Here is a 23,270-nt window from a genome sequence, read left to right as displayed (position 1 = left end):
CGAAAGGGGATCATCATGAACATGGCACGTTCCTTCAGCAATTGGCGCAAATATCGTCAGACCGTCACCGAACTCGGCCGCATGACCGAGCGGGAACTCAACGATCTCGGTATCGCACGCTCGGATATCAAGCAGGTCGCCCGCAGCGCTGTCGGCCTCTGATCGACAGGCCGCACGACGGCAGGAATTTGGAAACGCCCGCTCTCGAGCGGGCGTTTTTGCGTTGCGAAGACCACAGGCAGAAACGGGTCTGCCAAGGCACCTTCAGTCATTCGATAAGCGCATAGCGCATGGCTGCTTTGCAAAACGATGCCTATGAAATCATCAGGAATCGGATATAGTCATACCTATCGAAGCAACGTACCTCCTCCCACGAAGCTTCGATGTTTGCAGAAGGCCTACTCCTCCTCCCAAGGCCGACTGCGGGAATGGCGACACTCCTCCTCCCAGTCGCCATTCGGTTCTATCGGAAAGCCTGCCGCACCTCCTCCCGCGGCAGGCTTTTCCATTTCTGGACCTCGGCAACGCCGCTCCCCTTCTTTCTCCCGTATTTTCCGATGCTTCCCTCCGCCGGCCTTATGTCTACGTCGGTGTCATTGTGTTCTCAAAAATATAACGCTGGCAAAATTGCAGGCGGCGATATATTCACCGAGATATCACGCTGCCGAAAGGTGGAAATGGGAGAACAGGAATGAACCGTCGTCTGCTTTTGAAATTCGTCGTCGCTGCCTTTGCCGCGCTGCCGCTTGCCATGCCGGCCGCGGCCGCCGAAAAGGTCACGGTCTTTGCCGCAGCCAGCCTCAAGAACGCGCTGGATGCGGCGAACGCCGCCTGGCAGGCGGAAAGCGGCAATGAGACGGCCGTCTCCTATGCCGCAAGCTCGGCACTCGCCAAGCAGATCGAAGCGGCAGCTCCCGCCGATCTCTTCATCTCGGCCGATCTTGCCTGGATGGATTATGTGGCCGAGAAGAAACTCATCAAGGATGACACCCGCTCCAACCTGCTCGGCAACCGCATCGTGCTCGTGGCGCCGAAGGACAAGGCGGAAGCGGTCGATATCAAGGAAGGTTTCGACCTCGCCGGCCTCGTGGGCGACGGCAAGCTTGCCATGGGCGCGGTCGACAGCGTTCCGGCCGGTAAATACGGCAAGGCCGCGCTCGAAAAGCTCGGCGTCTGGTCGTCCGTCGAGGGCAAGGTCGCAGGAGCTGAAAGCGTGCGTGCCGCGCTTGCGCTCGTGTCACGCGGCGAGGCGCCCTACGGTATCGTCTACGAAACGGATGCCGCCGCCGATCCGGGCGTTGCCGTCGTCGGAACCTTCCCGGAAGAGAGCCACCCGCCGATCATCTACCCCGTCGCCATCCTCTCGGAATCCCAGAGCCCGGCGGCGGCCGCCTATCTCGACTTCCTGAAGTCCGAAAAGGCCGCGCCGTTCTTTACCCAGCAGGGTTTTACCATCCTGAAGTAGGGTGAGCCTATTCCATAGGCCAAGGCACGTGTTTCCGGTTGTCTAACGGAGGTTTGCTCACCGCTTGGGGCCGCCCCTCATCCCGTTACCGCGACCTTCTCCATGTAAGCGGGGAGAAGGTGCCGGCAGGCGGATGATGGGGCTTTCGCAACGCCGGGCTGGAAACTAGGGTCTCGGTCATCGAATTTTGCAAAGGAAAATGCCGTGGACTGGCTAGCGCTCAGCGCCGAGGAATGGACCGCCATCCGGCTGAGCCTTCGGGTTTCGTCGGTGGCGGTGCTCGTGAGCCTGCCGCTTGGCATTCTGGTGGCGCTGGCGCTGGCGCGCGGCCGCTTCTGGGGCAAATCGCTGCTGAACGGCATCGTGCACCTGCCGCTCATCCTGCCGCCGGTCGTGACCGGCTTCATCCTGCTCATCCTGTTCGGCCGGCGCGGCCCGGTCGGATCCTTCCTCGATGACTGGTTCGGCATTGTCCTGTCCTTCCGCTGGACAGGTGCGGCGCTGGCCTGCGGGGTCATGGGCTTTCCGCTGATGGTGCGATCCATCCGGCTCTCCATCGAGGCGGTCGACCGCAAGCTTGAGGAGGCGGCCGGAACGCTGGGGGCAAGTCCGCTCTGGGTTTTCCTGACGGTCACGTTGCCGCTTATCCTGCCCGGTGTGCTGGCCGGCATGATCCTCGCCTTCGCCAAGGCGATGGGCGAGTTTGGCGCCACCATAACCTTCGTTTCCAATATTCCCGGTGAAACGCAGACCCTGTCGGCCGCCATCTATACCTTCACGCAGGTGCCGGGCGGCGATCAGGGCGCGATGCGTCTTACGCTCGTTGCCATCGCCATTTCCATGGTGGCGCTGCTGGCGTCGGAAGTCCTCGCCCAGCGCATCGGCCGCAAGGTGCACCTCGAATGAGCCTCGTCGTCGATATCCGCCACCGTCTCGGCGAATTTTCGCTCGAGGCCGCCTTCTCCTCCGATGGCGGCGTGACGGCACTGTTCGGGCGTTCCGGCTCGGGCAAGACCTCGCTTATCCGCATCATCGCCGGGCTGGCGCGCCCTGCGGACGGCCGCGTCCAGCTCGATGACGACGTGCTGGTCGATACTGCCGGCCGCCGCTTCGTGCCGCCCCATCGCCGCCGTTTCGGTTATGTCTTTCAGGAAGCGCGCCTGTTCCCGCATCTGACGGTGCGCCGGAACCTCGATTACGGCCGCTGGTTCGCGCCGAAGGGCGCACGAACGGAACACCCGGATCGCATCATCGATCTGCTCGGCATCGCAAACCTGCTCGACCGTCAACCTTCCAATCTCTCGGGCGGCGAAAAACAGCGTGTCGCCATCGGCCGTGCGCTTCTGTCTTCTCCGCGACTTCTGCTGATGGATGAGCCGCTCGCGGCCCTCGACGAGGAGCGCAAGGCGGAAATCCTGCCCTATCTCGAGCGCCTGCGCGACGAGGTCGGCATTCCCATCGTCTATGTCAGCCACTCCGTTGCCGAGGTCGCCCGTCTTGCCGACAAGGTGGTGCTGATGGCCGCAGGACGCATCGAGGCCATCGGACCCGCTTCGGACGTGCTGGGCGGCCCGCGCCTTGCCTCAACCATGGAGCGCCGCGAAGCCGGCAGCGTGCTGACAGGTCGTGTCGAGGCGCAGGACGCGGCCCACGGCCTCGCCACCATTCGCCTCGAAGGCGGCGCGGCACTGCTGGTGCCCGGCGCAAAGGTCTTGCCCGGCGAGGCGGTGCGCCTGCGCATTCCCGCGCGCGATGTCATGGTGGCGACGGTGCGCCCTGAAGGACTGAGCGCGTTGAACATCCTTGAAGGCACCGTGGAAGCGATCGAGCCGGACGGGGAGGGCATGGCAAGCCTGCGCATCGCCTGCGGCGGCGATCATGTCCGCGCCCGCATCACCGCGCTTTCGGTCGAACGCCTTGGCCTCACCCCCGGCCTGCCGGTTCATGCGGTCATCAAGACGGTGGCGCTGGAGTAGCCGTCACTCCGCCAGGTTGCCAATGATCCAGTCGATATCGTCGGAGAGGGCGGCCTGAGCCTTCTCTTCCATGGCGTGATAATGCGCGATCAGCGCCTCGCCGAACGGTGTCACCACCGCGCCGCCGCCCTGCTTGCCGCCGCGCTGTGATTCGACCACGGGTTCGCGAAACAGCCGGTTCATCTCGTCCACCAGAAGCCACGCGCGCCGATATGACATGTCCATCGCCCGGCCCCCGGCGGAAATCGAGCCGGTTTCCCGGATATGCGTGAGAAGCGCAATCTTGCCACGCCCGATGCGACCCTCCGGCTCGAACTGGAGGCGGAAGATGAGTTTCGGTTCGCGGTTGCCGGCTGCTGACATGAAAAGGGCCCGTGCTGATGACGGGCCCAGATATAACAGCGTTTCCTGCGCAGGAAAGATTAGGCCGCGCGCTTCAACGCATCGCCCAGGATCGAGACGATATCCTCGAAATGCTTCTTTTCGGCAATCAGCGGCGGCGAGAAGGCGATGATGTCACCGGTCACGCGGATGAGCAGGCCCTTCTCGAAGCAATCGACGAAGACATCGTAGGCACGCGCGCCCGGTGCGCCATCGCGCGAGGCAAGCTCGATACCGGCAATGAGACCGATCGTGCGGATATCGATGACATGCGGCAGGCCCTTCAACGAATGCATCGCCGCGTGCCAGTCGTCCTGCAACTCCGCACCGCGAGTGAACAGGCCCTCGTCACGGTAGATGTCGAGTGTCGCGATGCCGGCGGCGCAAGCGGCCGGGTGGCCGGAATAGGTGTAGCCATGGAAAAGTTCGATGGCGTTTTCCGGGCCGTGCATCAGCGCATCGTGTACCTTGCGGCTGGAGAACACCGCACCCATCGGGATCGCGCCGTTGGTGAGGCCCTTGGCCGTGGTCACGAGGTCGGGCGTGACGCCGAAATAGTCAGTGGCGAAGGCCGCGCCCAGACGGCCGAAGCCGGTGATGACCTCGTCGAAGATCAGCAGGATACCGTGCTTGTCGCAGATCGCCCGCAGCTTTTCGAGATAGCCTTTCGGCGGGATCAGCACCCCGGTCGAGCCGGCGACCGGCTCGACGATGCAGGCGGCGATGGTTTCCGCGCCGTGCAGCGCGACCAGACGCTCGAGATCGTCAGCAAGCTCCGCGCCGTGCTCGGGCTGGCCCTTCACATAGGCGTTCCTGGAGAGATCATGTGTGTGGCGCAGATGATCGGCGCCGGCAAGCTGCGGAAAGACGCGGCGGTTGTTGACGATGCCGCCCACTGAAATGCCGCCGAAGCCGACGCCGTGATAGCCTCGCTCGCGGCCGATCAGGCGCGTGCGCGTGCCTTGGCCGATGGCGCGCTGGTAGGCGATAGCGATCTTCAGCGCCGTATCGACCGATTCCGAGCCCGAGCCGGTATAGAACACGCGATCAAGTTTGGCGCCTTCCGGGCCGGGCGCGATTTCCGCGAGGCGCTCGGCAAAATCGAACGCGATCGGATGGCCCATCTGGAAGGAGGGTGCGAAATCCATCTGCATCAGCTGGCGCTCGACGGCGGAGGCGATCTGCCGGCGGCCATGCCCGGCATTGACGCACCACAGGCCCGCGGTGCCGTCCAGAACCTGCCTGCCGTCGCTGCTGGTGTAATACATGCCTTCGGCAGCGGCGAGCAGGCGCGGGGCAGCCTTGAACTGCCGGTTGGCGGTAAACGGCATCCAGTAGCTGTCCAGCACCGGCGCATTGGGTTTGTTGTGCACGTTCATGGCGAAGTCCTCCAGGGCGGTTCCGGCAAAGGGCGTAGCGGCTCGTGGCCGGAACTGCGTGAAACGAAAGGGTAGAACGTTCCGCAACGCGAAAAGCGGAAATGCTCTGGCTGGAGGATTGTCGCCATGATTTGCAAGGCCGAACAAGTCCTTTTCTTGTTGACGCCAAGCACTTGAAAAGAAAGGATGGAGAGCAAGACAATTTCGCTATTTCGAACATCTAGAACAGGCAGATGCCATGTCGGTCGATATCGGGGGCAGGCTGCGCTATCTGCGCATCGCTCACAACCTTTCCCAGCGGGAACTCGCCAAGCGCGCCGGCGTCACCAATTCCACCATCTCGTTGATCGAATCGAACGCCTCCAACCCGTCCGTCGGTGCACTGAAACGCATTCTCGACGGCATCCCCATCGGCCTTGCCGAGTTCTTCGCCTTTGAACCGGACCGGCCGAAAAAGGCCTTCTACCGCGCGGACGAGCTGACGGAGATCGGCAAGGGCGGCATTTCCTATCGCCAGCTGGGCGACAACCTCTTCGGCCGCAGCCTGCAGATCCTGAAGGAGTGTTATCAGCCCGGCGCCGATACGGGAAAGGTACCGCTGGTGCATGATGGCGAGGAGGGCGGCATCGTGCTGTCGGGCCGCCTCGAAGTGACCGTGGACGACGAGCGGCGCATCCTCGGGCCGGGCGATGCCTATTACTTCGAAAGCCGGCGCCCGCATCGCTTCCGCTGCGTCGGCCCGGTGCCTTGCGAGGTCATCAGCGCCTGTACGCCGCCAACCTTCTGAACAACAAAAAGCCCGCCGGTGGCGGGCTTTCTGAAGACGGCCGATCAGGCCTTGGGGGCGGTGTTGTCTTCCACCGGCGCGTCGGGGCCATTCTTCTTGATCGAATCGATGGCGTTCTGTGCGCTGGCCTTGCTGGAGTAGCCCTCCGTGGAGAACATCACTTCGCTGTTGTACTTGAAGCGAACACGAAACTCGCCGGCCTTGTCCTTGTAGATCTCAAACTTGTGCGCCATGGGCTTCCCTCTACGCAGTTGTGAATCAAGCAACCACAACGTGCCAGCCGCCGCCTGCGCTGACAAGAGGCCCATCCGTACCGCTCCACCTGTTTATTAGAGATAAAGCAAGAAGAACGCCTCGTCTCGGCAGCGTTAAGGCCGAATGCTGGGAAGATCGGCGATGATCGAGGCGGGGTCGCAGGAGAGGCGGGTGACTTCATTGCCCTTCACGTCATTCGTGAAGGCATCCGTCGAATTGTAGACGCGGATTTCCGCGTCGCGGATGCGGTCGTCGAGGCGCTTATCCTGCGTCACGACGAAGGCATAGACGTAGTCGCCGCGCGCATAGCCCAGTGCCATGGTGAGATCCGTGGGGTGATCGACGTCGGTGTCCTTGGTCGAAAACCAGGTCGAATCGGTTTCGAAATACAGCTCCGCGGGCTGTGTTCCCACCACATAGGTATAATAGGCTTCCTTCTTGCCGGGATGCTGCGCGGGCTCGGCGATGCGGCAGAATTCCGCCCGGGCATTCCGTTCCGGGATGGCGCAGGCGAACTGCGTCTGCCAGGGCGGAACGCAGTTCGCCAACGCGGGCGATGCCAGCAGCACGGTTGCGGCCACAACCCTAGCGCGCCGCATCACGCGGCCTTTTTCTTTCGCAGCGAGAAGAAGGTGAACGCAGCGGCACCCAGCCCGTAAAGGGCCCATGCGACAGGCAGAAGGTCCGCCGTTTCGCTGCGGATCGGCAGGTAGGCGACGGTGCCGGGCCGTGTCTCGAGACCCGCCTTGCCCTCTGCCTGGGCCTGCGCGATCTCTTGGGGAGAAACCTCCCATTCCGCGCCGCTCCACTTGTCATACGCCATCTTGCCCGCTCCCACGGCAACACCCACGATGGCGGCGATGACAAGGTTCCTGACTGTCGACATGCTTGATTTCCCTCATGATTCCGCAGGGAAAATAGCCACGACCCGCCGCGCCGGCAAGGCCAATATGACTTAGATTCTCGTAGAAAGGGGATTGATTTCCGCCTGTGCAACAAAGTGCGACGAAGCTCGGTTTTTGAGAGGGAGATGATGGAAAGATCAACGAATGCCGTTCTCAAGAAACACTGTATCGTACTGGTCAACCACGCCTTGAATCCATGGAGGGATACGTGAGGCGGTAATGCGCCACTCCTGAAAATCACGCACAGCCTTATCCCAATCTGGGAAGCCTCTTACCGCAGCAATCCTCACTTTATTGTCTTCTGTTTGTTTCAGCATCGCCAAGGTAAGCGCTTGCTGCTCGTCCAAAAAATTCACAATGCCCAATTGTATTTCGGGATGCTCTGCGCCGATCTGTGAGGCTAAGCGCTTCAGACGTGGAGTGGCCATCGATAGAATGTCGAGTGTACGGCCAAGTTCACCAGCAACTTCAGCATTTAGGCGTGCCACCTCAGCCCGCAGGTCGCTCTGGCGCATGGCACGGTCGCTACCGATACCAACAAGCGTAAGCAGCCAAGATATAAAATCCACGCATGCCCCCAACGTCACAGACTTTAGGTTGAGCGAGAATCGGTAAATTAGCAAGAGCGTTTGGCAAGGGCGGCATGATCGCTATTGATCATCCGCAAACATCAGCACTTAGCACTTCCTGATCAAATCAGGCATCTAAATCTAGCGGAAGAAAGATTGGCTGGGGAACCTGGAAAGTAATCCAACTTTCATCAACGCCTTGATGCGAAACAACCTATTGCAATTAACGGCTTATTTTATAGCAGTGTTCCGGTTGGGTGTTCCGGAATAGTGCTACGGATGGGCAGAAATGGCAAGGGTCACATATCTCGATCGGCGCGGGGCAACCTACTATGCCAGACTTGATATTCCGCTCGATCTTGTCGCCCACTATGGCACGACGACGCGTAAGAAGTCGTTGCAGACCAAGGACGAGAACGAAGCAAAAAGGCGTCTCTGGCCCGTCATCGAGAGTTGGCGAGCCGAATTCGATGAGGTTCGCTCACGCCGCGAGCTAACGCCAGAAGACAAGGCGACTGCAGTCTGGCAGCATTATGAGGCGACGCTGGAAAGCTATGATCGCAAACAGCGTGCAATGCCGACGCCGGAAGACCAGGACGCAGAGCTGCAGAGCCTGTATCGCCGGATCGATCTCGGCGAGATCACGTCCGACGACTTCTTTGGCATGATCAACGCCTACACCGACTTCGAGCTGATGCTGAGAGCGCGGACCGATGACGCCAATCTACGCAGTCGGCGGCTTGCGGCCTTGAAGAGGGCGCTTGCTTCTGGCGACAACAAATTAATCGCGTCGGCGGCGAAGGACTTCGTTGCCAAGCACAAGCTCCTGGTTGATGAAGGCTCGGATGAGTATCGCGAGCTTTGCGTCCTGATGACGCGTGCTGAGATCGAGGGACTCCAGCGCACCCTTGAACGTGACGGGGGTGACTTTACCGGAGCCCCGAAAGATCCGATCGTCAAGCCGGCGTCCGGCATCGCCCGCGAGGCAGCAGCTCCTGGCCAGACCATCATGGAGCTCTTCGAGATCTACGCGCGCGAGAACCCCAACCAGATTAAGTCGGATACGCTTGCACAAGCTCGTCGGGATGTAGGTCTGTTCGTGGACCACGTCGGTAGCACGTTCCCAGTCCATCGGATCGACAAGAAGGCTGTGAGGGAATGGAAGGCGCTCCTGCTTCAATACCCGGTCAAGGCAACCGAGACGCGGGTTTTTGCAGGCATGAAGATCGCCCAAATCGTCAAGCACAATGAGATTGTAAAGAAGCCTACAATCAGCGCCCCTACGGTCAATCGTCATCTATCCGGATTCAGCGCCTTCTGCACCTGGCTGACGAACCACGGCTACCTGTCGGCGAACCCGGCGGCCGACATGTTCCTCAAGAAGTCGAAGGAGAAGACTACCAAGCCCTTCACCGTGGATGAGATGAATATCTTGTTCAATTCGCCGTTCTTTACCGGATGCCAGAATGATGATGCCCCTCGTTTCTGGAGCAAGCCTGGCAATGTCCTGATCCGAGACCATCGTTTCTGGGTGCCGCTGATCATGCTGTTTTCCGGCGCCCGTCCCGCAGAAATCGCGCAGCTTGGAATAGACGATGTCCGCGAAGACCGCGGTCACTGGATCATGCACATCACGACTGAAGGGGATGGTGACAAGTCCGTAAAGACTGCTGGTTCAATGCGCGTCGTGCCTGTTCACCCCGAATTGGTGAAGCTCGGGTTGCTCAAATATCATACTACACTGAAGAAGCTGGAAGAGAAGCGACTGTTTCCGCTCGCTGAGCGCAACGAGCGCGGCCAGATGATCGCCACGTTTAGTAGAGACTTCCCGCGCTACCTGACAAAGATCGGGTTGAAAGAAGGTCGCGGCCTATCCCTCTACAGTTTTCGGCATGGGGCGGCTGACGCTCTCCGTCGCGCAGGTTTCCTTGATGAGCAGTTCGGTTTCATCCTCGGACATACGTCTGGCACTATGACACAGCGTTACGGCACGTTGCCTCAGGGGATGCTTGAACAGCGAGTGGAGCTGATCAACTCCATCGCCTATCCTGGACTGCTGATCGATCACCTGAAGGTCTCCGACGGTGTAGAGGAGGCGGCTTAGTCACACTCATCCTGTTGTCCGGATCCGGCAGCTTGGTCCAGTTCATAGCCGCGGCGCCAGCTTGGCGCGGCATCAATCGCGGCCTGATACCGCCAACGCTGTTTGGTGCGCGGCTTCACCCAGGTGACCGACATGCGCTTTCCCTCGTCTAGCGCTTTCTTGATGGCCTGCTGCATTTCCGATGTCGGCTTGGCAGGGACAATTCTGAGCCCGCTCTTCTCAATCTGCTCGAGCATGAACCGTGTGATTAAGGATGCTTCGTCGTCGCCCACGCAGATCCCTCGATCGGAGAGTCCTGTCTTCAACGCCTTCTTGAGAATGCGCCAGGTGTCGCGGTCGAGCTGGTGCGGAAAGGTTTCATCGCTGCGGAGTTGAAGTTGATCACTCATGCGGCGTCGTCCTGGTCGCGGATCATTTGCCGCCCTTTTTCTTTTTGGATTTTCGCTTTGGGGTCGTCTCTCGTGACCGGCCCGCGAGTTCATCAGATGGGTCAGTTGGACCGCTGGACAGCGCCTGGCACATGAAGTCGACAGTTCTATCGGTAAAGAACTGCCTAAGCACGGCACGGGTAAAGTTTGTTGGCTCGATTCCGAGGGCCTCTACGGCGGCTTCGATAAGGTCTGGGGGAAAATAGTGGCGCCCGGTGATTAAGTTCATCACCTTCGCTCCCTGTTTGATGCCAAGACGCGTTGCTAGCTGTTCCGTCGAAAAGCCGGACGCGCACAGGTGATCCCTCAGGATATTTCCGACAATAACGGCGGCGCTGGGGTCCTTTTCCATCTCATGTATTCCTCCTTTGTGTCGTGTTGTATTCCAGCATTGCCTTGCTAAAGTCAATTAATCAGCAAATTATACATTATGCCAATAAGTAAGCGGTTACTTAACGCTGCAGAATTGATGCTGTTCCCATCAGAAAACCTCTGAGATTAGTGATATATACTCATTGAAACTGATCAAAGAGAGCGCATTGATGATGAATGAGGATACGAAGGCCGAGATATCCACCCTCCTCAGGGCGCATATTGATGAGAGTCCCTACACTCTAAATGAAATCGCGATCCTGTGCGGTTTCCACGGACCTGAAATGCTGGAAGGTATTCTTAGTGGAGAGCTCCGGGTTCCCCTCGACAAGGCAATGCCGTTGGCCAAGGCTATCGGGTGCGACGGACAGACCTTGTTCGCGCTCGTCCTCAAGAGTTGGTTCGGGGTAGAGTTGGTGAATACGATCGAGGAGGTGTTCACGAATGATGCCGCTTCGGCGGTTGAGCGCGGCTGGATCGCCTTCCTCCGTGACTTCTATGGTGACCGTATCCCGGAGCTGACTCCCACGCTGCGTCGCCGCCTTCGGTTGCTTGTCAGCTTACCAGGTTGACGCTCAGCTTCTGGAAATGATTGGGCGCGGCCTGGTAGCGGCCCGATAACCGGTATGGGAGGATAGGCGACCGGATGCTCGCGGCCACGGAATGCATCCCCATGGCTGATGCGCGCATGCCCTAGGACTTCGATGTTTCGGATGCAGGGCAATATCGAGCTGCGTTCGCGGCGTAGGAGGCTAGCGGGCACCAGGTGGCAGCCAACAAGGTGGAGGTGCGCGCCAGCGCATCGTCCGTTGATCTCTAGATCTATCTGAGAAAGCTAGGTTCGAAGCTACTGGTCCTGCAGCTAGAGCTCAGATCTGCGGTCAGTTAAAGGCGCGGACACGTTTCTTGCCCCTGCGACGCAAACTACTCTGGATATGTTTTCGACGCTGGCACTCATACGACCCCTGCTGCCGACATAAAGCAGGCCCGCCAAAAGACCTTGCTTTCGAAGCCGCTGTTCTGTCGGGCGTCAATGAGATCAGGCCAGCAGTCTTACCTGCAACCTGATCGTGTTCTCCAACCTTTACATCAGAGGCAAAAACATAGATTTCATGCCATTCTGTCAAGATGGGGGAAAGGTAGTGTCAAGGTTTCGGGCATTTCCGCAATGATTGCGGATTTTGTGTCAGGTTCGATGACAACCTGAGGTAGGTGTTTGTCAAGGTTCAATGGTTGCGACCTTTACATAATCGCGGTCGGTAAACCTGTTATGTAAAGGTCGCTCGCAAACGCAGAGAGTCTAGCAAGGCTGCAGGTGCAGCAACCCTCCTGGTGGGTGATCTCCGTAATCAGCTAAAGCTGGCTTGAAAAGCTGTCGCGGTCAGCGTCACATGTGCCTCAAGCGGAGGAGCCAGCTCGAACGCCTTCGGTCCTCGCGAGAAATTCCAGAGCCGCAAAAGGCGCCATTGCGTGCGGCGTTCCTGGGCTACGGCGAGCTCATTGCGGCTAATATGGAAGGGGGTGCGCTCCCACCCGTTTGTCGTCTTGACCTCGATGAGCCTTTCCTTGCCGGACAGGTCGAAGCTTGCAATATCGTAGCCCGCACCATCGCCTTCGTCCTCAGAGATCCAGCGCACGCTGTTCGCAAGATCCGTGCGGCCTGCTGCTTTCAGAGTGGCGCGCTCATGCGCGAGAACGAGCTCCTCGCCGGCGCGTCCCAGTTTGCGGTTGCGCTCATCTCGGCCGGCAACATCGAATTTACGAGCGATGTGCTGCATTTGCTCAAGCTCTTGCGGGGGCGGTTGGTTGGACATGGTCGGCGCTGGTCCGATCCAGAGCGGTTCAGCCTCGCGCATCTCAGATGTCCAGGGCAGATTTGGTTGGCGCTGAAGCCAGGCCGGATTGGCGAAGAGCCACCGAGCTACCGCGTCTTCAAGAGACTTCTGGAAATTGAATGCCGGCTTGTAACCTGGGATCCATTCCTCGCCGAACCCCTTGAGCACCGCACTGATGTTCTGATGCTTAAACTCGATCGAAGTGCGGGATCGGCCGAGCAGCTGCTGGAGGCGACGGTTATGCTCGGCCTTGTTGTAGGGGCTGCCTGCAACGTCGAGCATTAGCATCTCGAAATAATCTGCAACGATCAGGTCGTTCTCTGTATCGGTCCAAGGTCCTTCAGCCATGAGCCAACGTTACAAGCCGCCTATTCAGCTGTCATTTAATTATGAAGTCTGTCCCCCGCTCCGAGGTCAACAGAGAAGATCGAGGAAAACTTCGTCACGAAGCAACTGCTCAGAGATTGCGCGAGCTTGCACCACCCGCACCATTGTTGTTTGATGCTTACCATCTCTGATTGCCCGGAACAGACTTGCGTCAGGGTGGCTTGGCAATCCAGAGCGAAAATCGGTTTACATAAAGGTGTGCAACATCGACAATACTGCCCCTTCATTTGTTGACCGGTGTCTGTCGATCGACCTCGAGGTCAACCCAGAAAGCTCCAAGATCTTTGCCTTTGCGGCGGTCCGGTCTCGTGACCTCGAGAAGGTAGTCTTCCGAGACAGAGATCTCGACGCTGCACTCGATCGACTGGAGAAAATGGCGTCAGAGGCCGAGTTTCTGCTCGGTCATAATATTCTCCGGCATGATCTTCCGCATCTGACCGCAGCGAGGCCCAGCTTTGGCCGGCTCTCGTCAGGCCCTGTCGACACGCTCTGGCTGAATCCACTGGCGTTTCCGCGCAATCCTTACCATCACCTGGTCAAGCATCATCATGATGGACGGCTGCAGGCCGGGCATGTCAATGATCCAGAATTGGACGCTCGCCTGGTTCTTCAGATCCTGGCAAATCAGATAGAGGCCTTTAGGAGCCTCGCAGATCGTGCGCCGGCAGTCATCGAAGCCTACCACTATCTCTCGACCTGCGCGCCAGGCAGCGGTGGTTTCGACGCTTTTTTCGCCGACTTGCGCCGAGCTGCTCGCCCTACTCCTTTAGCCGCCGAACGGGCGATCCAGCAGCTCCTGGAGGGGCAGGCCTGCGCAGCTCGAGTGCGAGACGTATTGCAACGCCTTTCGTCGCCCCATCTGGGGTGGCCGATGGCCTATGCGCTCTCCTGGATCTCTGTCGCGGGCGGAGATTCTGTCATGCCGCCTTGGGTGCGGGCGCAGTTCCGTGAGGCCGCGCAGATCGTCAGGCACCTCCGCGACAAGGCATGCGACGACGACCGTTGTCAGTGGTGCCGGGAGAGAAACGATCCAAAGAAAGCGTTGTCGCGCTGGTTCGGGTTTGAGGGGTTTCGAGCCGAGCCGAAGGATGATGCCGGTCGTCCCTTGCAAGAGCGCATCGTCGCAGAGGCAATGGCTGGCCGATCGGTGCTTGGCATCCTGCCGACTGGCACTGGTAAATCTGTCTGCTATCAAATCCCAGCGCTTTCACGGTTCGACAAGACCGGCGCTCTGTCTGTCGTGATCTCCCCATTGGTGGCTCTTATGGCTGATCAGGTCCAAGGTCTTGCACGACATGGCATCTCCAGTTGCGTGACGATCAACGGTCTTCTGTCACTGCCAGAGCGGCATGCAGCACTAGATCAAATCCGGATGGGTGAGGCGGCCATCTTGCTGATTTCGCCTGAGCAGCTGCGAAATGCTTCCGTGCGTTCGATCCTGTCGCAGCGTGAGGTCGGCTACTGGATCCTCGATGAGGCCCATTGCGTGTCGAAGTGGGGACACGACTTCAGACCGGACTATCGTTACGTATCGCGGTTCATCCGCGAATACACCGGGGATCGAGAGCCGGCACCCGTCATCTGTCTGACTGCGACGGCCAAGCCTGAGGTAGTGCGCGATATCAGGGACCACTTCCACGCTCGCCTCGGAGTGGAGCTCTTGCTGCTCGACGGAGGGGCAACGCGTAACAACCTCACCTTCGAAGTCCAGGAAACCCACCGCAGTCGTAAACTGGCGGACATCCTGGACACCATCGAGCGCGCACTCCCGCAAGAGGGAGTGTCGGGGGCGGTCGTTTACTGCGCTACGCGTGCTGCAACCGAAAAAGTGGCTGGCTTCTTGCAGCAGCAGGGATTGGCCGCTGACTACTTTCATGCCGGCCTAACACCCGAACGCAAGCAGGATACGCAGGAACGCTTCCGGGTAGGTGACCTCAGGATCATTGCCGCGACTAATGCTTTCGGCATGGGGATCGACAAGCCCGACATCCGGCTTGTGGTCCATGGAGATATACCCGGATCGCTAGAGAACTATCTGCAAGAGGCAGGGCGCGCCGGGCGAGATCGCAGTCCTGCTGTGTGTGTTTTGTTGTTCAACACGGACGATGTCGAGCGACAGTTCTCGCTCAGCGCACGCTCTCGCTTGGCTCGTCATGAGATCAGTGGGATCTTGAAGGCTCTGCGTCGCCTGGATGCGAAGGGCAAGCACCGGGGAGGTGTCGTCGCGACGCCTGGTGAGATCGTTCGCGAGGACACAGCGCAGGATTTTGAGCGCGACAGTGCGACCGACGACACGAGGGTCAAGACCGCAATCGCTTGGCTTGAAGAATCCACCTTGCTGACACGCGACGAGAACCGTGTGCAGGTTTTTCCCTCATCTCTGCGAATTCGCACCATGCAGGAGGCCGATGTCATTCTGACAAAGGCGGAGATCACAGGACCGCGGCGCAAGCAACTCATAGCCTTGGTGCAGCACCTGATGACCGCCCCTTCGGATGCTGGAGTATCTACGGATGAACTTTCCGGAGCGAGCGGCCTCACAGGTGGCGCTCTCCGCAAAGCATTATCCGATCTCGAAACCCTCGGCATTGCAACCGACGACACCGCCATCACCATGTTCGTGCATATCGGTATTGAAGGAGCTTCGCGACACAGGTTTCAGATGGCAGCTTCTCTAGAGACTGCGCTGATTGGGGCTTTGCGCGAAAATGCGCCAGATGCCGAAGATGGGGAGGCCTACCCCCTGCACCTTGCGACGACCTGTCAGATGCTACGTGACCAGGGTCATGCAAGCGTTCGTCCTGATTTGGTCGAAGCTCACCTTCGTAGTTTTGCGCAGGATGGGCGTGATGAGGACGGAGGCCGTGGCAATGTGCATGTCCAGAAGCTGAATAGGAGCACATGCCTGGTGCGGCTACAACGATCCTGGGAGGTGCTGAGCAGAACTGCGGAGCTTCGGCGACGTGGATCGGAATTGCTGCTGCTGCACCTGGAGGGGCTTGTGCCAAAGGGAACACGCGGCAAGGACATCAGAGTCGAGACGACGATCGGCAAGCTGCAAGGCGCCATCATGGGAGACGTCTTTCTGAAAGGATCTGTCCGTGATGAAACAAAGCTCTTGAGCCGGGCGCTGATGTGGCTTCACGAGCAGGGGGTAATAACGCTCGGGCGAGGCCTCACGATCTTTAGACCTGCGATTACCGTGAACTTACGCCCTGGCACAGGCCAATTCACCCAGAAGGACTTTCTGCCTCTCGAAGAGCATTACAGCGAACAAACCATTCAGACCCACATCATGGCGGCCTACGCGTCTCGTGGCCTCATCTCTATCGATGAGGCTGAGCGATTGGCGTCCGACTATTTCCAATTGGAGAAGGAAAGCTTCCTAAAGCGGTGGATGCCAGACCGCGCCGGAGAGCTTCGCAGACAGACGACACCGGAAAGCTGGCGTCGGATCGTCGATGATCTAGGCAGTCAAACGCAGTCAAAGATCGTTGCAGACGATCGTGAGCAGACAAATGTGCTGGTGCTCGCGGGCCCTGGATCCGGCAAGACGCGCGTCTTGGTGCATCGCGTTGCCTATCTGGTTAGGATCCGACGTGAGGATTCTCGCGGTATCCTGGTGCTTACATACAATCGCCATGCCGCCGTTGAAATTCGCAGGCGACTGAAGGACCTCATCGGCGACGACGCAATCGCCGTGACAGTGTCGACTTGCCACGCATTGGCCATGCGGTTGGTGGGCGCAAGCTTTGCCGGGCAGATTGACACAGACAGTCAGCGCGACTTCGACAAGGTAGTGGTGGAAGCAACGGCCTTGCTGAAGGGCGACGGTCTCCAGAAGGAAGAAGCCGAGGCACTTCGCCAAACGTTGATAGAGGGGTATCGGTGGATCCTGGTGGATGAATACCAGGACATTGGTCCGGAGGAGTATGGGTTGATCGCAGCGGTAGCCGGCCGCTCCCTCGACGACCAGGATCAGCGCCTCAGCCTCTTTGCCGTGGGAGATGATGATCAGAACATCTATGCGTTCGCCGGCGCCTCGATCGAGTTCATCAGGCGCTTCGAAACGGATTACAGTGCCAAGCCGACATATCTCATCGAGAACTACCGTTCGACCGCAGCGATTATTGCTGCCGCCAACCGGGTCATTGCGCCAGCTGCGGGGCGAATGAAGGCAGAGCATGATATCCTTATCGATCGGGCTCGTGCAAAAGCTCCAGCAGGCGGCATGCTTGCCAATCTCGACCCTGTAGCCCAGGGGCGGGTTCAACTATTGCACTGCAGCGCTGACGGGCAGCCTCAGGCCGCAGTTGATGAACTGGTTCGATTGTCACAGCTGGTGCCGGATTGGTCCTGGTCAAAGACGGCAATCATCGCCCGGGAGTGGCGTCTTCTGGAACCGGTGCGAAGCTATTGTGAGGCGAGGGGCATTCCGGTGCAGCTTGCGAGCGAGACCTTGCCGCCCTTTTGGCGCCTTCGTGAAGTAAGGGCTTTCCTCGCCTTCGTGAGAGCGGCTTCTGCAAAGATGCTAACAATCTCACAGATGCAGGAGTTCATCGCCGCACAGACCGCGAACTGTTGGTGGACGATGATATCTGATGCCTTGTCGGCATTCAGCTTGGAGCTGGATGGCAAGGCGGTTCCGGTCGCCGACCTTATCGAAATGCTTGCGGAATGGGCACGGGATGCTCGTCAGGAACAACGCGGCCTGATGCTCCTGACCGCGCATCGCGCCAAGGGGCTCGAATTCGATGATGTGGTGATCTTGGATGGCGGCTGGGATAGGAACTCACGAGGGGAAGATCGGGATGCGCCGAGGCGGCTTTTCTATGTCGCGATGACACGCGCCAGGCGCAGTCTGGCGATATTTTCTACCAGGGACAAGCATCCGCTTATCGGCCCCAATGCCCCGGGTTTACTGCGGCGACAAATGACAGCCAGGACTGATCAAGTCGGCGATCGCTCTCTCCGCTATCAACTCGTGGAGCCGCAGATGGTGGACCTCTCCTGGACAGGTCGGCAGAGCCCTTCACATCCGGCGCATGCCGCCTTGGCACATCTGCGAACTGATGATCCCGTAACATTAGTCGAGAATGATGGTCGATGGCTGATCCAGAACTCGGTCGGCGTGACAATCGGGCGGATGGCGAAAAGCTATCGGCCGCCGGATGGACTGGGTTTCATTGAAGGTTCAGCAAGAGCCATCATTCAATGGCGCAAAGTCGACAACGGCGAGGATTTTCAGGAGACTTTAAGACACGAGGGATGGGAAGTCGTTCTTCCCGAGCTTCTCTTCGGTGTCTCTTAGTTTGCGGCATTGATGCCCGCGTCCCGTCCGCATGGTTCCATTGCCGCGACGAGGGATGCAGTGATCGATTGGAGCTCGTAAAGAACCCTGTTCGGTGCCGCTCAAGGACCACTGGCGTTTAGTTGTGCCGACAGCCGTCACCGTGTCGTGCCGGGCCTCGCGGGCGTGGTGTTGTTACAGGTGTCAGATTGTCCCTGCCAATCAGCATTGCAAGCCTTGCATCAGCTATGCAACTTTGGGTAATGCTGTGTAGCTATATATTTCCTTTGGGGGGAGGGACCGAGTGCATCCGAGTGAAGTCACGCGCCTGGAAAAAAGTGCCAGGAAACTCGCTGAAGCTAAACAATGGGAAATGCGAGAGCTGCTCGGACATGGGGCCAGTGCAGCCGTGTTTGAGGTCGAAACTGCTGATGGCCTGGCAGCATTAAAAATTTATCATCCTAACTTTCTCAGGGGCAACGAAGGAGTGGTGAGCAGGGCTCGTCTAGCGTTGGTCCAAGAAAATCTTTTGACGCACACATGCCCCACACTCGTTCGAATCTTCGATTGTGGGGAAGCTGACGGCGTTGTCTACATGCTCATGGAGCGAGTGCCGGGGCTATGCTTGACTGAGGCGCTCAAATTGGTTCCAGGAGACAAGATCGAAGGTATTGTTGTGCAAATTGCTCGAGCCGCGCAATACTTGGAGTCAGTCAATATATGTCATCGGGATATCAAGCCCGACAACATTGTGGTCTCTATGGATTTTGAAAAGGCCACGCTGCTCGATCTTGGGGTTGTGCGGTTGATAGACAGTGATAGTGGATCGGGAACCGATGAGTCCGGTCAACTGCCGTTTGTGGCGACGGCACGTCACAGCTCCCCTGAATACATGTTTCGTCTCTGGCCCGCCGGTCCGGAGCTTTGGAGGGCGCTGACATTTTATCAGCTCGGAGCTGTGACTCATGATCTTCTGGCGCAGGAGCAGTTATTTGAAGAGGTGGTCAGCAAAGGCGCCGGAAACCGTTACCTAATCGCACATGCTGTCGCCACCATAGTCCCGACAGTCCCGGTGAGGGCAGATGCTCCGTCCTATCTCTCAGTTTTAGCTCAACGAGCCTTGCAAAAGGATCCTTCTGCAAGATTGCGTGCTGTCAGTTGGAACGATTTCAATCAGGATCGACGAAGACAGAACGAAATTATTCTGGGAGTCGTAGGTAATAATGGTTTCAACATTAAACAATCATCAATAAACTTGCATGGTGTGTCTCAAAAAATCAGAGAGTTTATCAATGTAAAACTTACAGAGAATAAGGTTGACTGTAGTTGCAAAGTGGATTTTACGTCAAGCAAAGAATTTAAGGTTGCGTTCGATTGGATTGCAAACGTGAATGGTGGTGTTGGTCTGAGGACTGATTTGTGGGTGGCCGTGGGGTCTGAAACGTTGACTATCAACGGGGTCGCCAGGTGCAAGGATAGGCCTCTAGAGTGCAAATCTCCGCCCGTCACGATCGCATATGTTGCGGGTCATGAAGTGGCTATAGAAGAGCAGTGCTATACAATATTCTTAGAATGCTCTGCTCTAATAGTCGAAAAGTGCTTGGAGCAACGTGAGGATCAAGCCCAATGAGCCTTTTATGGAGACGCCGCCGCGACCTGCATCAGGACCAAATAAATGCTATTGAAGGGCTTCCTGTAAGCGGAAAATATATGCTCATCGGACCACCAGGTAGTGGTAAGACGAGTATTCTATTGCACCGAGGTCAGTATCTGAGGCTCCCGCCTCACCAACTGGCAAATACTAAGCTTATAACGTTCACTAGGACGCTTCGGGAGTTTATATCCCTGAGCGGAGACAACAGATTTCCGGCAGAGCTGATCACAACAATGAGATCATTTGTCGATAGTTTTTTTGCTACCTATGGGGTCAGCGCTCCAGTTTATTCCGGGGATTTGGTCGAGGCAAACAGGCGCCGAGCCATTGCCGCAGCTGATCTTCTAGATCAACATGGGCGCCTAGTGTCATACGACGCGCTTCTAGTTGATGAGATTCAAGATCTCTCGTTCGAAGAGTTGGAATTCCTTAATCGGTTGACCGATCGGCTAATGCTTGTGGGAGATGACAGGCAGCGCGTCTATCAGGGTGGGACCACGCTGGAGCTCGCCGGTGCGATATGCGATCAGAGGATCGATCTGAGGCACCACTTCAGGATTAGCCACGATATCTGTCTGATGGCAGATAGAATCCTTGTGCAGGACGACTACACGTTGGCCGCATATTGCCATTACGTCGGCCCCACACCGGCTCCGCCGCACTCCGTCGGTCCATATTCGCGACAGGCTCAGGTGGAGGCTCTGGTAGCTTCTTTGGATGTCCAATTAGACACATACAATGAGCCTGGAGACCTCATTGGAGTAGTAGTGCGCCGACGCGCCGATTGCGATGATGTCTTCGACGCCCTTGAGCAAGTCGCTAAATTGGCAGGGAAATCGCAAATTTTCCACTCCGGGGTTCCGGATAGGCACTTCTCCGATAGCTGCCGGATATGCATCACAACAATCCAGTCGTGTAAGGGGCTTGAGTTCCGTGCCCTTCATTGGCTATTTGCCGAGGACGACAGTTACCTGACGCGCCAAAAAGCGTATACGGTCGTAACCCGCGCCAAAACGTCACTCGCGGTGTATTTTAACCAAGCCCTTCCGGAAATCTTGGCAGGAGCATTTCCTCCTGCAGCACAGGGATTGTTCGATGATGATGACTAAGAGCGACTTGTCGTTTTCTCTCCTGAGCCGCGAAGAGCTAGCTTCTGTGCTCCGTGGTGAGTCGGAAGCGAGAGATAGCGCGAGCCAGGAGTTTTTGCGGCTGTCTCAAGAGGGGTCTGTGAAATCAGTAGTCGTCGTTTGGCATGAGCAAAGCGCCCGTCCCGTCGCTGTTATCGTTGGCTCTTCCCAAGCTCGTGATGAGCTGCTCGCCTGGCTTGTAACATTTCATGGTGATTTGGCTCCCCTCACGAGCTGGTGCTACCTCCTTTCGTCCGAAGATTTCGAGCGTCACTTTCGCAGTGGCTCACGTTACCCTTCTCTCAATGGTCTTGAGGCGGCGTGGCTGGGAGCGATCATTGCCGACGCCATGAGCTCTTCGAACCGCGACATTGCAGCACTTTCACTATCTTCGTGCCTGTCGACAGAAACTTTCGCCGTGGCCCGCGCTGCAGCTCTTTATGGTCCGAAGAGTGGCTTAGGCACCATCGAGCGGCTGGAAGCAGCAAGGCAGTCAGTGCAGCAAAAGCAGCTCCCCACGCGCGTTAGACGACTCTTCGTGATTGAAGTCTTGTTGAACCTGATGCCCGGGAACAGCGTGCCAGCGTCTCGCAACAGTGAGTTGGTGACGGCCGCCTGTAGGTCGCTAGCAGTTTCCGAGGAAGCCATACCTTCGCTACCCAGTGCAATTGTGCGCGATTTCATTGAGGTCTCGCCGGACTTTGAAACGCTGGCACTTGTTGACAAAATGCCCGCAGAGCACCGCGTCCGGCTGCTTAGACGAATCAAGGATATTTCACTGCATGCATTTCCGGGCGATCTCGAAATCTACAACTTCGTTGCAGGTTACATCATAAGCCGAATTGGCGGAGCAGAGCGAGATTTCCGCTTGGCTCAGGACTTCAAGGATGGAGCAGAAGTGTTGGCCTGGGCCGCAGTGGCGGGAGGGCTCGGTGTGGAGACGTTCTGGACGAATGCATTCGGCGGCCTTGGACGTCTCTTGGCAAAAGAATTGCTGCGGCCTGTAGCTCTCTGTGATTTTCCGGAGAGTGATATCTCCCTAGACGAACTTAGGCACCTTCAATCCAGCAGTGGAAAATTGCAGTTCCGCACCGCAGCCAGAAATGCTGTAGTTGTGGCCTTGCAGCCAGGTGTCGACGTAACAATTGCTCTGGCAGACCTTGATAGAGCTTCATCGAGTTACAGTCCGCCAGCTCAAAGAGAACAAAATCCGGCGCAAATGCCGCTTGAATTTAATGCTGGTCAGCTTGACATTTTGGTGGAGAAACTGCTTCCGCTGCTTGAGCGCAGGTTGGCCTCGCCAAAGTCAACCAGATATACTAAAAGTGGACCTAAATCACTGAAATAATGCGCACCACCAAGTTATTGACCTCGTCTAGTAAGTCTTGGCGGGGGGCGTATTAAACCTGAGCTGGAATCGAAGAATCCGTTAGGTGTGAGCGTCCCAACGCAGCTCCAACCGCCCTCCTTGAGCTCTCGCATCCAGTATTTGGACCAATAGGGGGTAGTTCTCCAATACAATACTGGCGCTGAAAAACGCCCGCCGAATATCTGCAGCATTGATGGTCGGCGGAATTGAAGATGTGGTTCCGCGTGCGAAATCGAAGGCGCTTTCCGCCATCGCATAGACCGCAGCCCACCCCAACACTTCCGAAATAGCGTTGTGGGTTGGTAGCTGGCCCTCCGCGACTAAAGGTTGAAGCACAGTCGTTTCGGTTCCAGACCGCCTAGCCTCGAACACTTGGAAATGTCGAAGAATATTGCTCAGCCGGTCTTGCGTAGCCGGATCCGAATACTGAATCACTTCCTTGAGCACAGGGATTACGGCTTCAGGCATCGGCTGGAAGACCGTTGCGTCTGCCAGCTCGGACCCGATCGGCCCGTAGCCGGGGGCGAAACGTAGTCGCAAGTTATTTTGCGCAACCTTACAAATCTCGGACAGCACGGCAGGCAGCATCGCTCTTGCCGCTGCAAGAGACCGAATCCTCCGCTCTTCTTCTAAGTCTGCCGCCTGCTGTATTTGCGCCTTGTTACCTTGCAACGCCAGCCATGCAGCGCCTATGGAAAAGAGCGCGACGACGATGCTTCCGAAGAAGCTCACCCAGTCGTCATTTCCCAAGTTGAAGTCAATCAACATGAAGGCGAACAAAAAGGCCAAGGTCGCTACAAAGAGCCCGAGTGCGACGCCTTCAAGATAGCTGACTTGCTTTTGACGCCGACAGTTCATGACTGGAAAATCCGAAGACCAGCGGACCCACCGTATCCATCCCCAAAGTTAAGCAGTTTGATATCGCTCAAGATTCACCTCGGCTGTGACCGCAGATTGTGCTCAAATTTCTATTCGCTTTGTCGCCCT

The 23,270-nt window shown here is 57.7% G+C and carries 21 protein-coding genes; 11 read left to right on the top strand and 10 right to left on the bottom strand.

Features of this window, described 5'->3' with window-relative positions; genetic code table 11:
• The first annotated feature begins 15 nt into the window (after positions 1–15).
• The 4 genes from MNR02_RS13660 to modC all read left to right on the top strand — a co-directional run bounded on the left by MNR02_RS13660 (position 16) and on the right by modC (position 3,441).
• Positions 16–162 carry a DUF1127 domain-containing protein gene (locus tag MNR02_RS13660; RefSeq protein ID WP_241604961.1) on the top strand — a complete coding sequence of 49 codons (147 nt, stop codon included), beginning with the start codon at positions 16–18 and terminating at the stop codon, positions 160–162.
• Between the two features lie 529 nt (positions 163–691).
• Positions 692–1,465, top strand: coding sequence for a molybdate ABC transporter substrate-binding protein (gene modA / locus MNR02_RS13655; protein ID WP_371746671.1), 774 nt, complete (start codon positions 692–694; stop codon positions 1,463–1,465).
• 204 nt (positions 1,466–1,669) lie between these two features.
• Positions 1,670–2,371: a molybdate ABC transporter permease subunit gene (modB, locus tag MNR02_RS13650; RefSeq protein WP_241947185.1), complete on the top strand. Its 702-nt coding sequence runs from the start codon at positions 1,670–1,672 to the stop codon at positions 2,369–2,371.
• Entirely contained in the window at positions 2,368–3,441 is a 1,074-nt protein-coding gene (gene modC, locus MNR02_RS13645) for a molybdenum ABC transporter ATP-binding protein (protein ID WP_241604957.1), read from the top strand. Before modB ends, modC begins: the two co-directional genes overlap by 4 nt.
• 3 nt (positions 3,442–3,444) lie before the next feature.
• Here modC and MNR02_RS13640 read toward each other — a convergent pair whose 3' ends face one another.
• Together MNR02_RS13640 and MNR02_RS13635 are read right to left on the bottom strand one after the other, a co-directional pair.
• Positions 3,445–3,804: a winged helix-turn-helix domain-containing protein gene (locus MNR02_RS13640; RefSeq protein WP_241947184.1), complete on the bottom strand. Its 360-nt coding sequence runs from the start codon at positions 3,802–3,804 to the stop codon at positions 3,445–3,447.
• A gap of 59 nt (positions 3,805–3,863) precedes the next feature.
• The gene (locus tag MNR02_RS13635) at positions 3,864–5,201 is read right to left on the bottom strand and encodes an aspartate aminotransferase family protein (protein WP_241947183.1); all 1,338 of its coding nucleotides are present in this window, start codon (positions 5,199–5,201) and stop codon (positions 3,864–3,866) included.
• 238 nt (positions 5,202–5,439) lie between these two features.
• Here MNR02_RS13635 and MNR02_RS13630 point away from each other — a divergent pair, with 238 nt between their 5' ends.
• The gene (locus tag MNR02_RS13630; protein ID WP_241604951.1) at positions 5,440–5,988 is read left to right on the top strand and encodes a cupin domain-containing protein; all 549 of its coding nucleotides are present in this window, start codon (positions 5,440–5,442) and stop codon (positions 5,986–5,988) included.
• A 44-nt stretch (positions 5,989–6,032) separates the two neighbouring features.
• Here MNR02_RS13630 and MNR02_RS13625 read toward each other — a convergent pair whose 3' ends face one another.
• The 4 genes from MNR02_RS13625 to MNR02_RS13610 all read right to left on the bottom strand — a co-directional run bounded on the left by MNR02_RS13625 (position 6,033) and on the right by MNR02_RS13610 (position 7,717).
• Positions 6,033–6,221, bottom strand: a complete 189-nt coding sequence (locus MNR02_RS13625) for a YegP family protein (protein ID WP_134649001.1) — start codon at positions 6,219–6,221, stop codon at positions 6,033–6,035.
• 135 nt (positions 6,222–6,356) lie between these two features.
• Positions 6,357–6,845 (bottom strand): hypothetical protein, encoded by a 489-nt coding sequence (locus MNR02_RS13620; RefSeq protein ID WP_241947182.1) that lies wholly within the window; start codon positions 6,843–6,845, stop codon positions 6,357–6,359.
• Entirely contained in the window at positions 6,842–7,129 is a 288-nt protein-coding gene (locus MNR02_RS13615) for a hypothetical protein (RefSeq protein ID WP_241947181.1), read from the bottom strand. Before MNR02_RS13615 ends, MNR02_RS13620 begins: the two co-directional genes overlap by 4 nt.
• A 156-nt stretch (positions 7,130–7,285) precedes the next feature.
• Positions 7,286–7,717, bottom strand: coding sequence for a hypothetical protein (locus MNR02_RS13610; protein ID WP_241947180.1), 432 nt, complete (start codon positions 7,715–7,717; stop codon positions 7,286–7,288).
• Positions 7,718–8,006: 289 nt separating this feature from the next.
• Between MNR02_RS13610 and MNR02_RS13605 the strand changes: the two genes are divergently transcribed.
• On the top strand, positions 8,007–9,821 hold the full coding sequence (locus MNR02_RS13605; RefSeq protein WP_241947179.1) for a site-specific integrase: 1,815 nt from the start codon (positions 8,007–8,009) through the stop codon (positions 9,819–9,821).
• Here MNR02_RS13605 and MNR02_RS13600 read toward each other — a convergent pair.
• The gene (locus tag MNR02_RS13600) at positions 9,818–10,210 is read right to left on the bottom strand and encodes a hypothetical protein (protein WP_241947178.1); all 393 of its coding nucleotides are present in this window, start codon (positions 10,208–10,210) and stop codon (positions 9,818–9,820) included. The two genes, MNR02_RS13605 and MNR02_RS13600, sit on opposite strands and share 4 nt — an antisense overlap.
• 22 nt (positions 10,211–10,232) lie before the next feature.
• On the bottom strand, positions 10,233–10,601 hold the full coding sequence (locus MNR02_RS13595) for a helix-turn-helix transcriptional regulator (protein WP_241947177.1): 369 nt from the start codon (positions 10,599–10,601) through the stop codon (positions 10,233–10,235).
• A 163-nt stretch (positions 10,602–10,764) separates the two neighbouring features.
• Here MNR02_RS13595 and MNR02_RS13590 point away from each other — a divergent pair, with 163 nt between their 5' ends.
• The gene (locus MNR02_RS13590; RefSeq protein WP_241947176.1) at positions 10,765–11,193 is read left to right on the top strand and encodes a hypothetical protein; all 429 of its coding nucleotides are present in this window, start codon (positions 10,765–10,767) and stop codon (positions 11,191–11,193) included.
• Between the two features lie 777 nt (positions 11,194–11,970).
• Here MNR02_RS13590 and MNR02_RS13585 read toward each other — a convergent pair.
• Entirely contained in the window at positions 11,971–12,804 is an 834-nt protein-coding gene (locus MNR02_RS13585; RefSeq protein WP_241947175.1) for a DUF3883 domain-containing protein, read from the bottom strand.
• A 235-nt stretch (positions 12,805–13,039) separates the two neighbouring features.
• On the opposite strand from MNR02_RS13585, the gene MNR02_RS13580 reads away from it, so the two are divergent.
• The 4 genes from MNR02_RS13580 to MNR02_RS13565 all read left to right on the top strand — a co-directional run bounded on the left by MNR02_RS13580 (position 13,040) and on the right by MNR02_RS13565 (position 22,262).
• Positions 13,040–18,154 (top strand): RecQ family ATP-dependent DNA helicase, encoded by a 5,115-nt coding sequence (locus MNR02_RS13580; protein ID WP_241947174.1) that lies wholly within the window; start codon positions 13,040–13,042, stop codon positions 18,152–18,154.
• Positions 18,155–18,437: 283 nt separating this feature from the next.
• Positions 18,438–19,763: a protein kinase gene (locus tag MNR02_RS13575; protein ID WP_241947173.1), complete on the top strand. Its 1,326-nt coding sequence runs from the start codon at positions 18,438–18,440 to the stop codon at positions 19,761–19,763.
• Complete coding sequence (locus tag MNR02_RS13570) at positions 19,760–20,896, top strand: AAA family ATPase (RefSeq protein ID WP_241947172.1); 1,137 nt, start codon at positions 19,760–19,762, stop codon at positions 20,894–20,896. The genes MNR02_RS13575 and MNR02_RS13570 overlap by 4 nt, the downstream gene beginning before the upstream one ends.
• Positions 20,883–22,262, top strand: a complete 1,380-nt coding sequence (locus tag MNR02_RS13565) for a hypothetical protein (protein WP_241947171.1) — start codon at positions 20,883–20,885, stop codon at positions 22,260–22,262. The genes MNR02_RS13570 and MNR02_RS13565 overlap by 14 nt, the downstream gene beginning before the upstream one ends.
• Positions 22,263–22,343: 81 nt before the next feature.
• Here the strand turns inward: MNR02_RS13565 and MNR02_RS13560 are convergent, their stop codons facing one another.
• A complete protein-coding gene (locus tag MNR02_RS13560; RefSeq protein ID WP_241947170.1) occupies positions 22,344–23,141 on the bottom strand; it encodes a hypothetical protein in 798 nt (265 codons plus the stop codon).
• Positions 23,142–23,270: the final 129 nt, after the last annotated feature.

It is taken from the genome of Shinella sp. H4-D48 (assembly GCF_022637395.1).
In the GTDB taxonomy this organism is placed as follows: Bacteria; Pseudomonadota; Alphaproteobacteria; order Rhizobiales; family Rhizobiaceae; genus Shinella; species Shinella sedimenti.
Note: the sequence above shows the minus strand (reverse complement) of the source record. Positions and strands in the feature narration are given on the sequence as shown.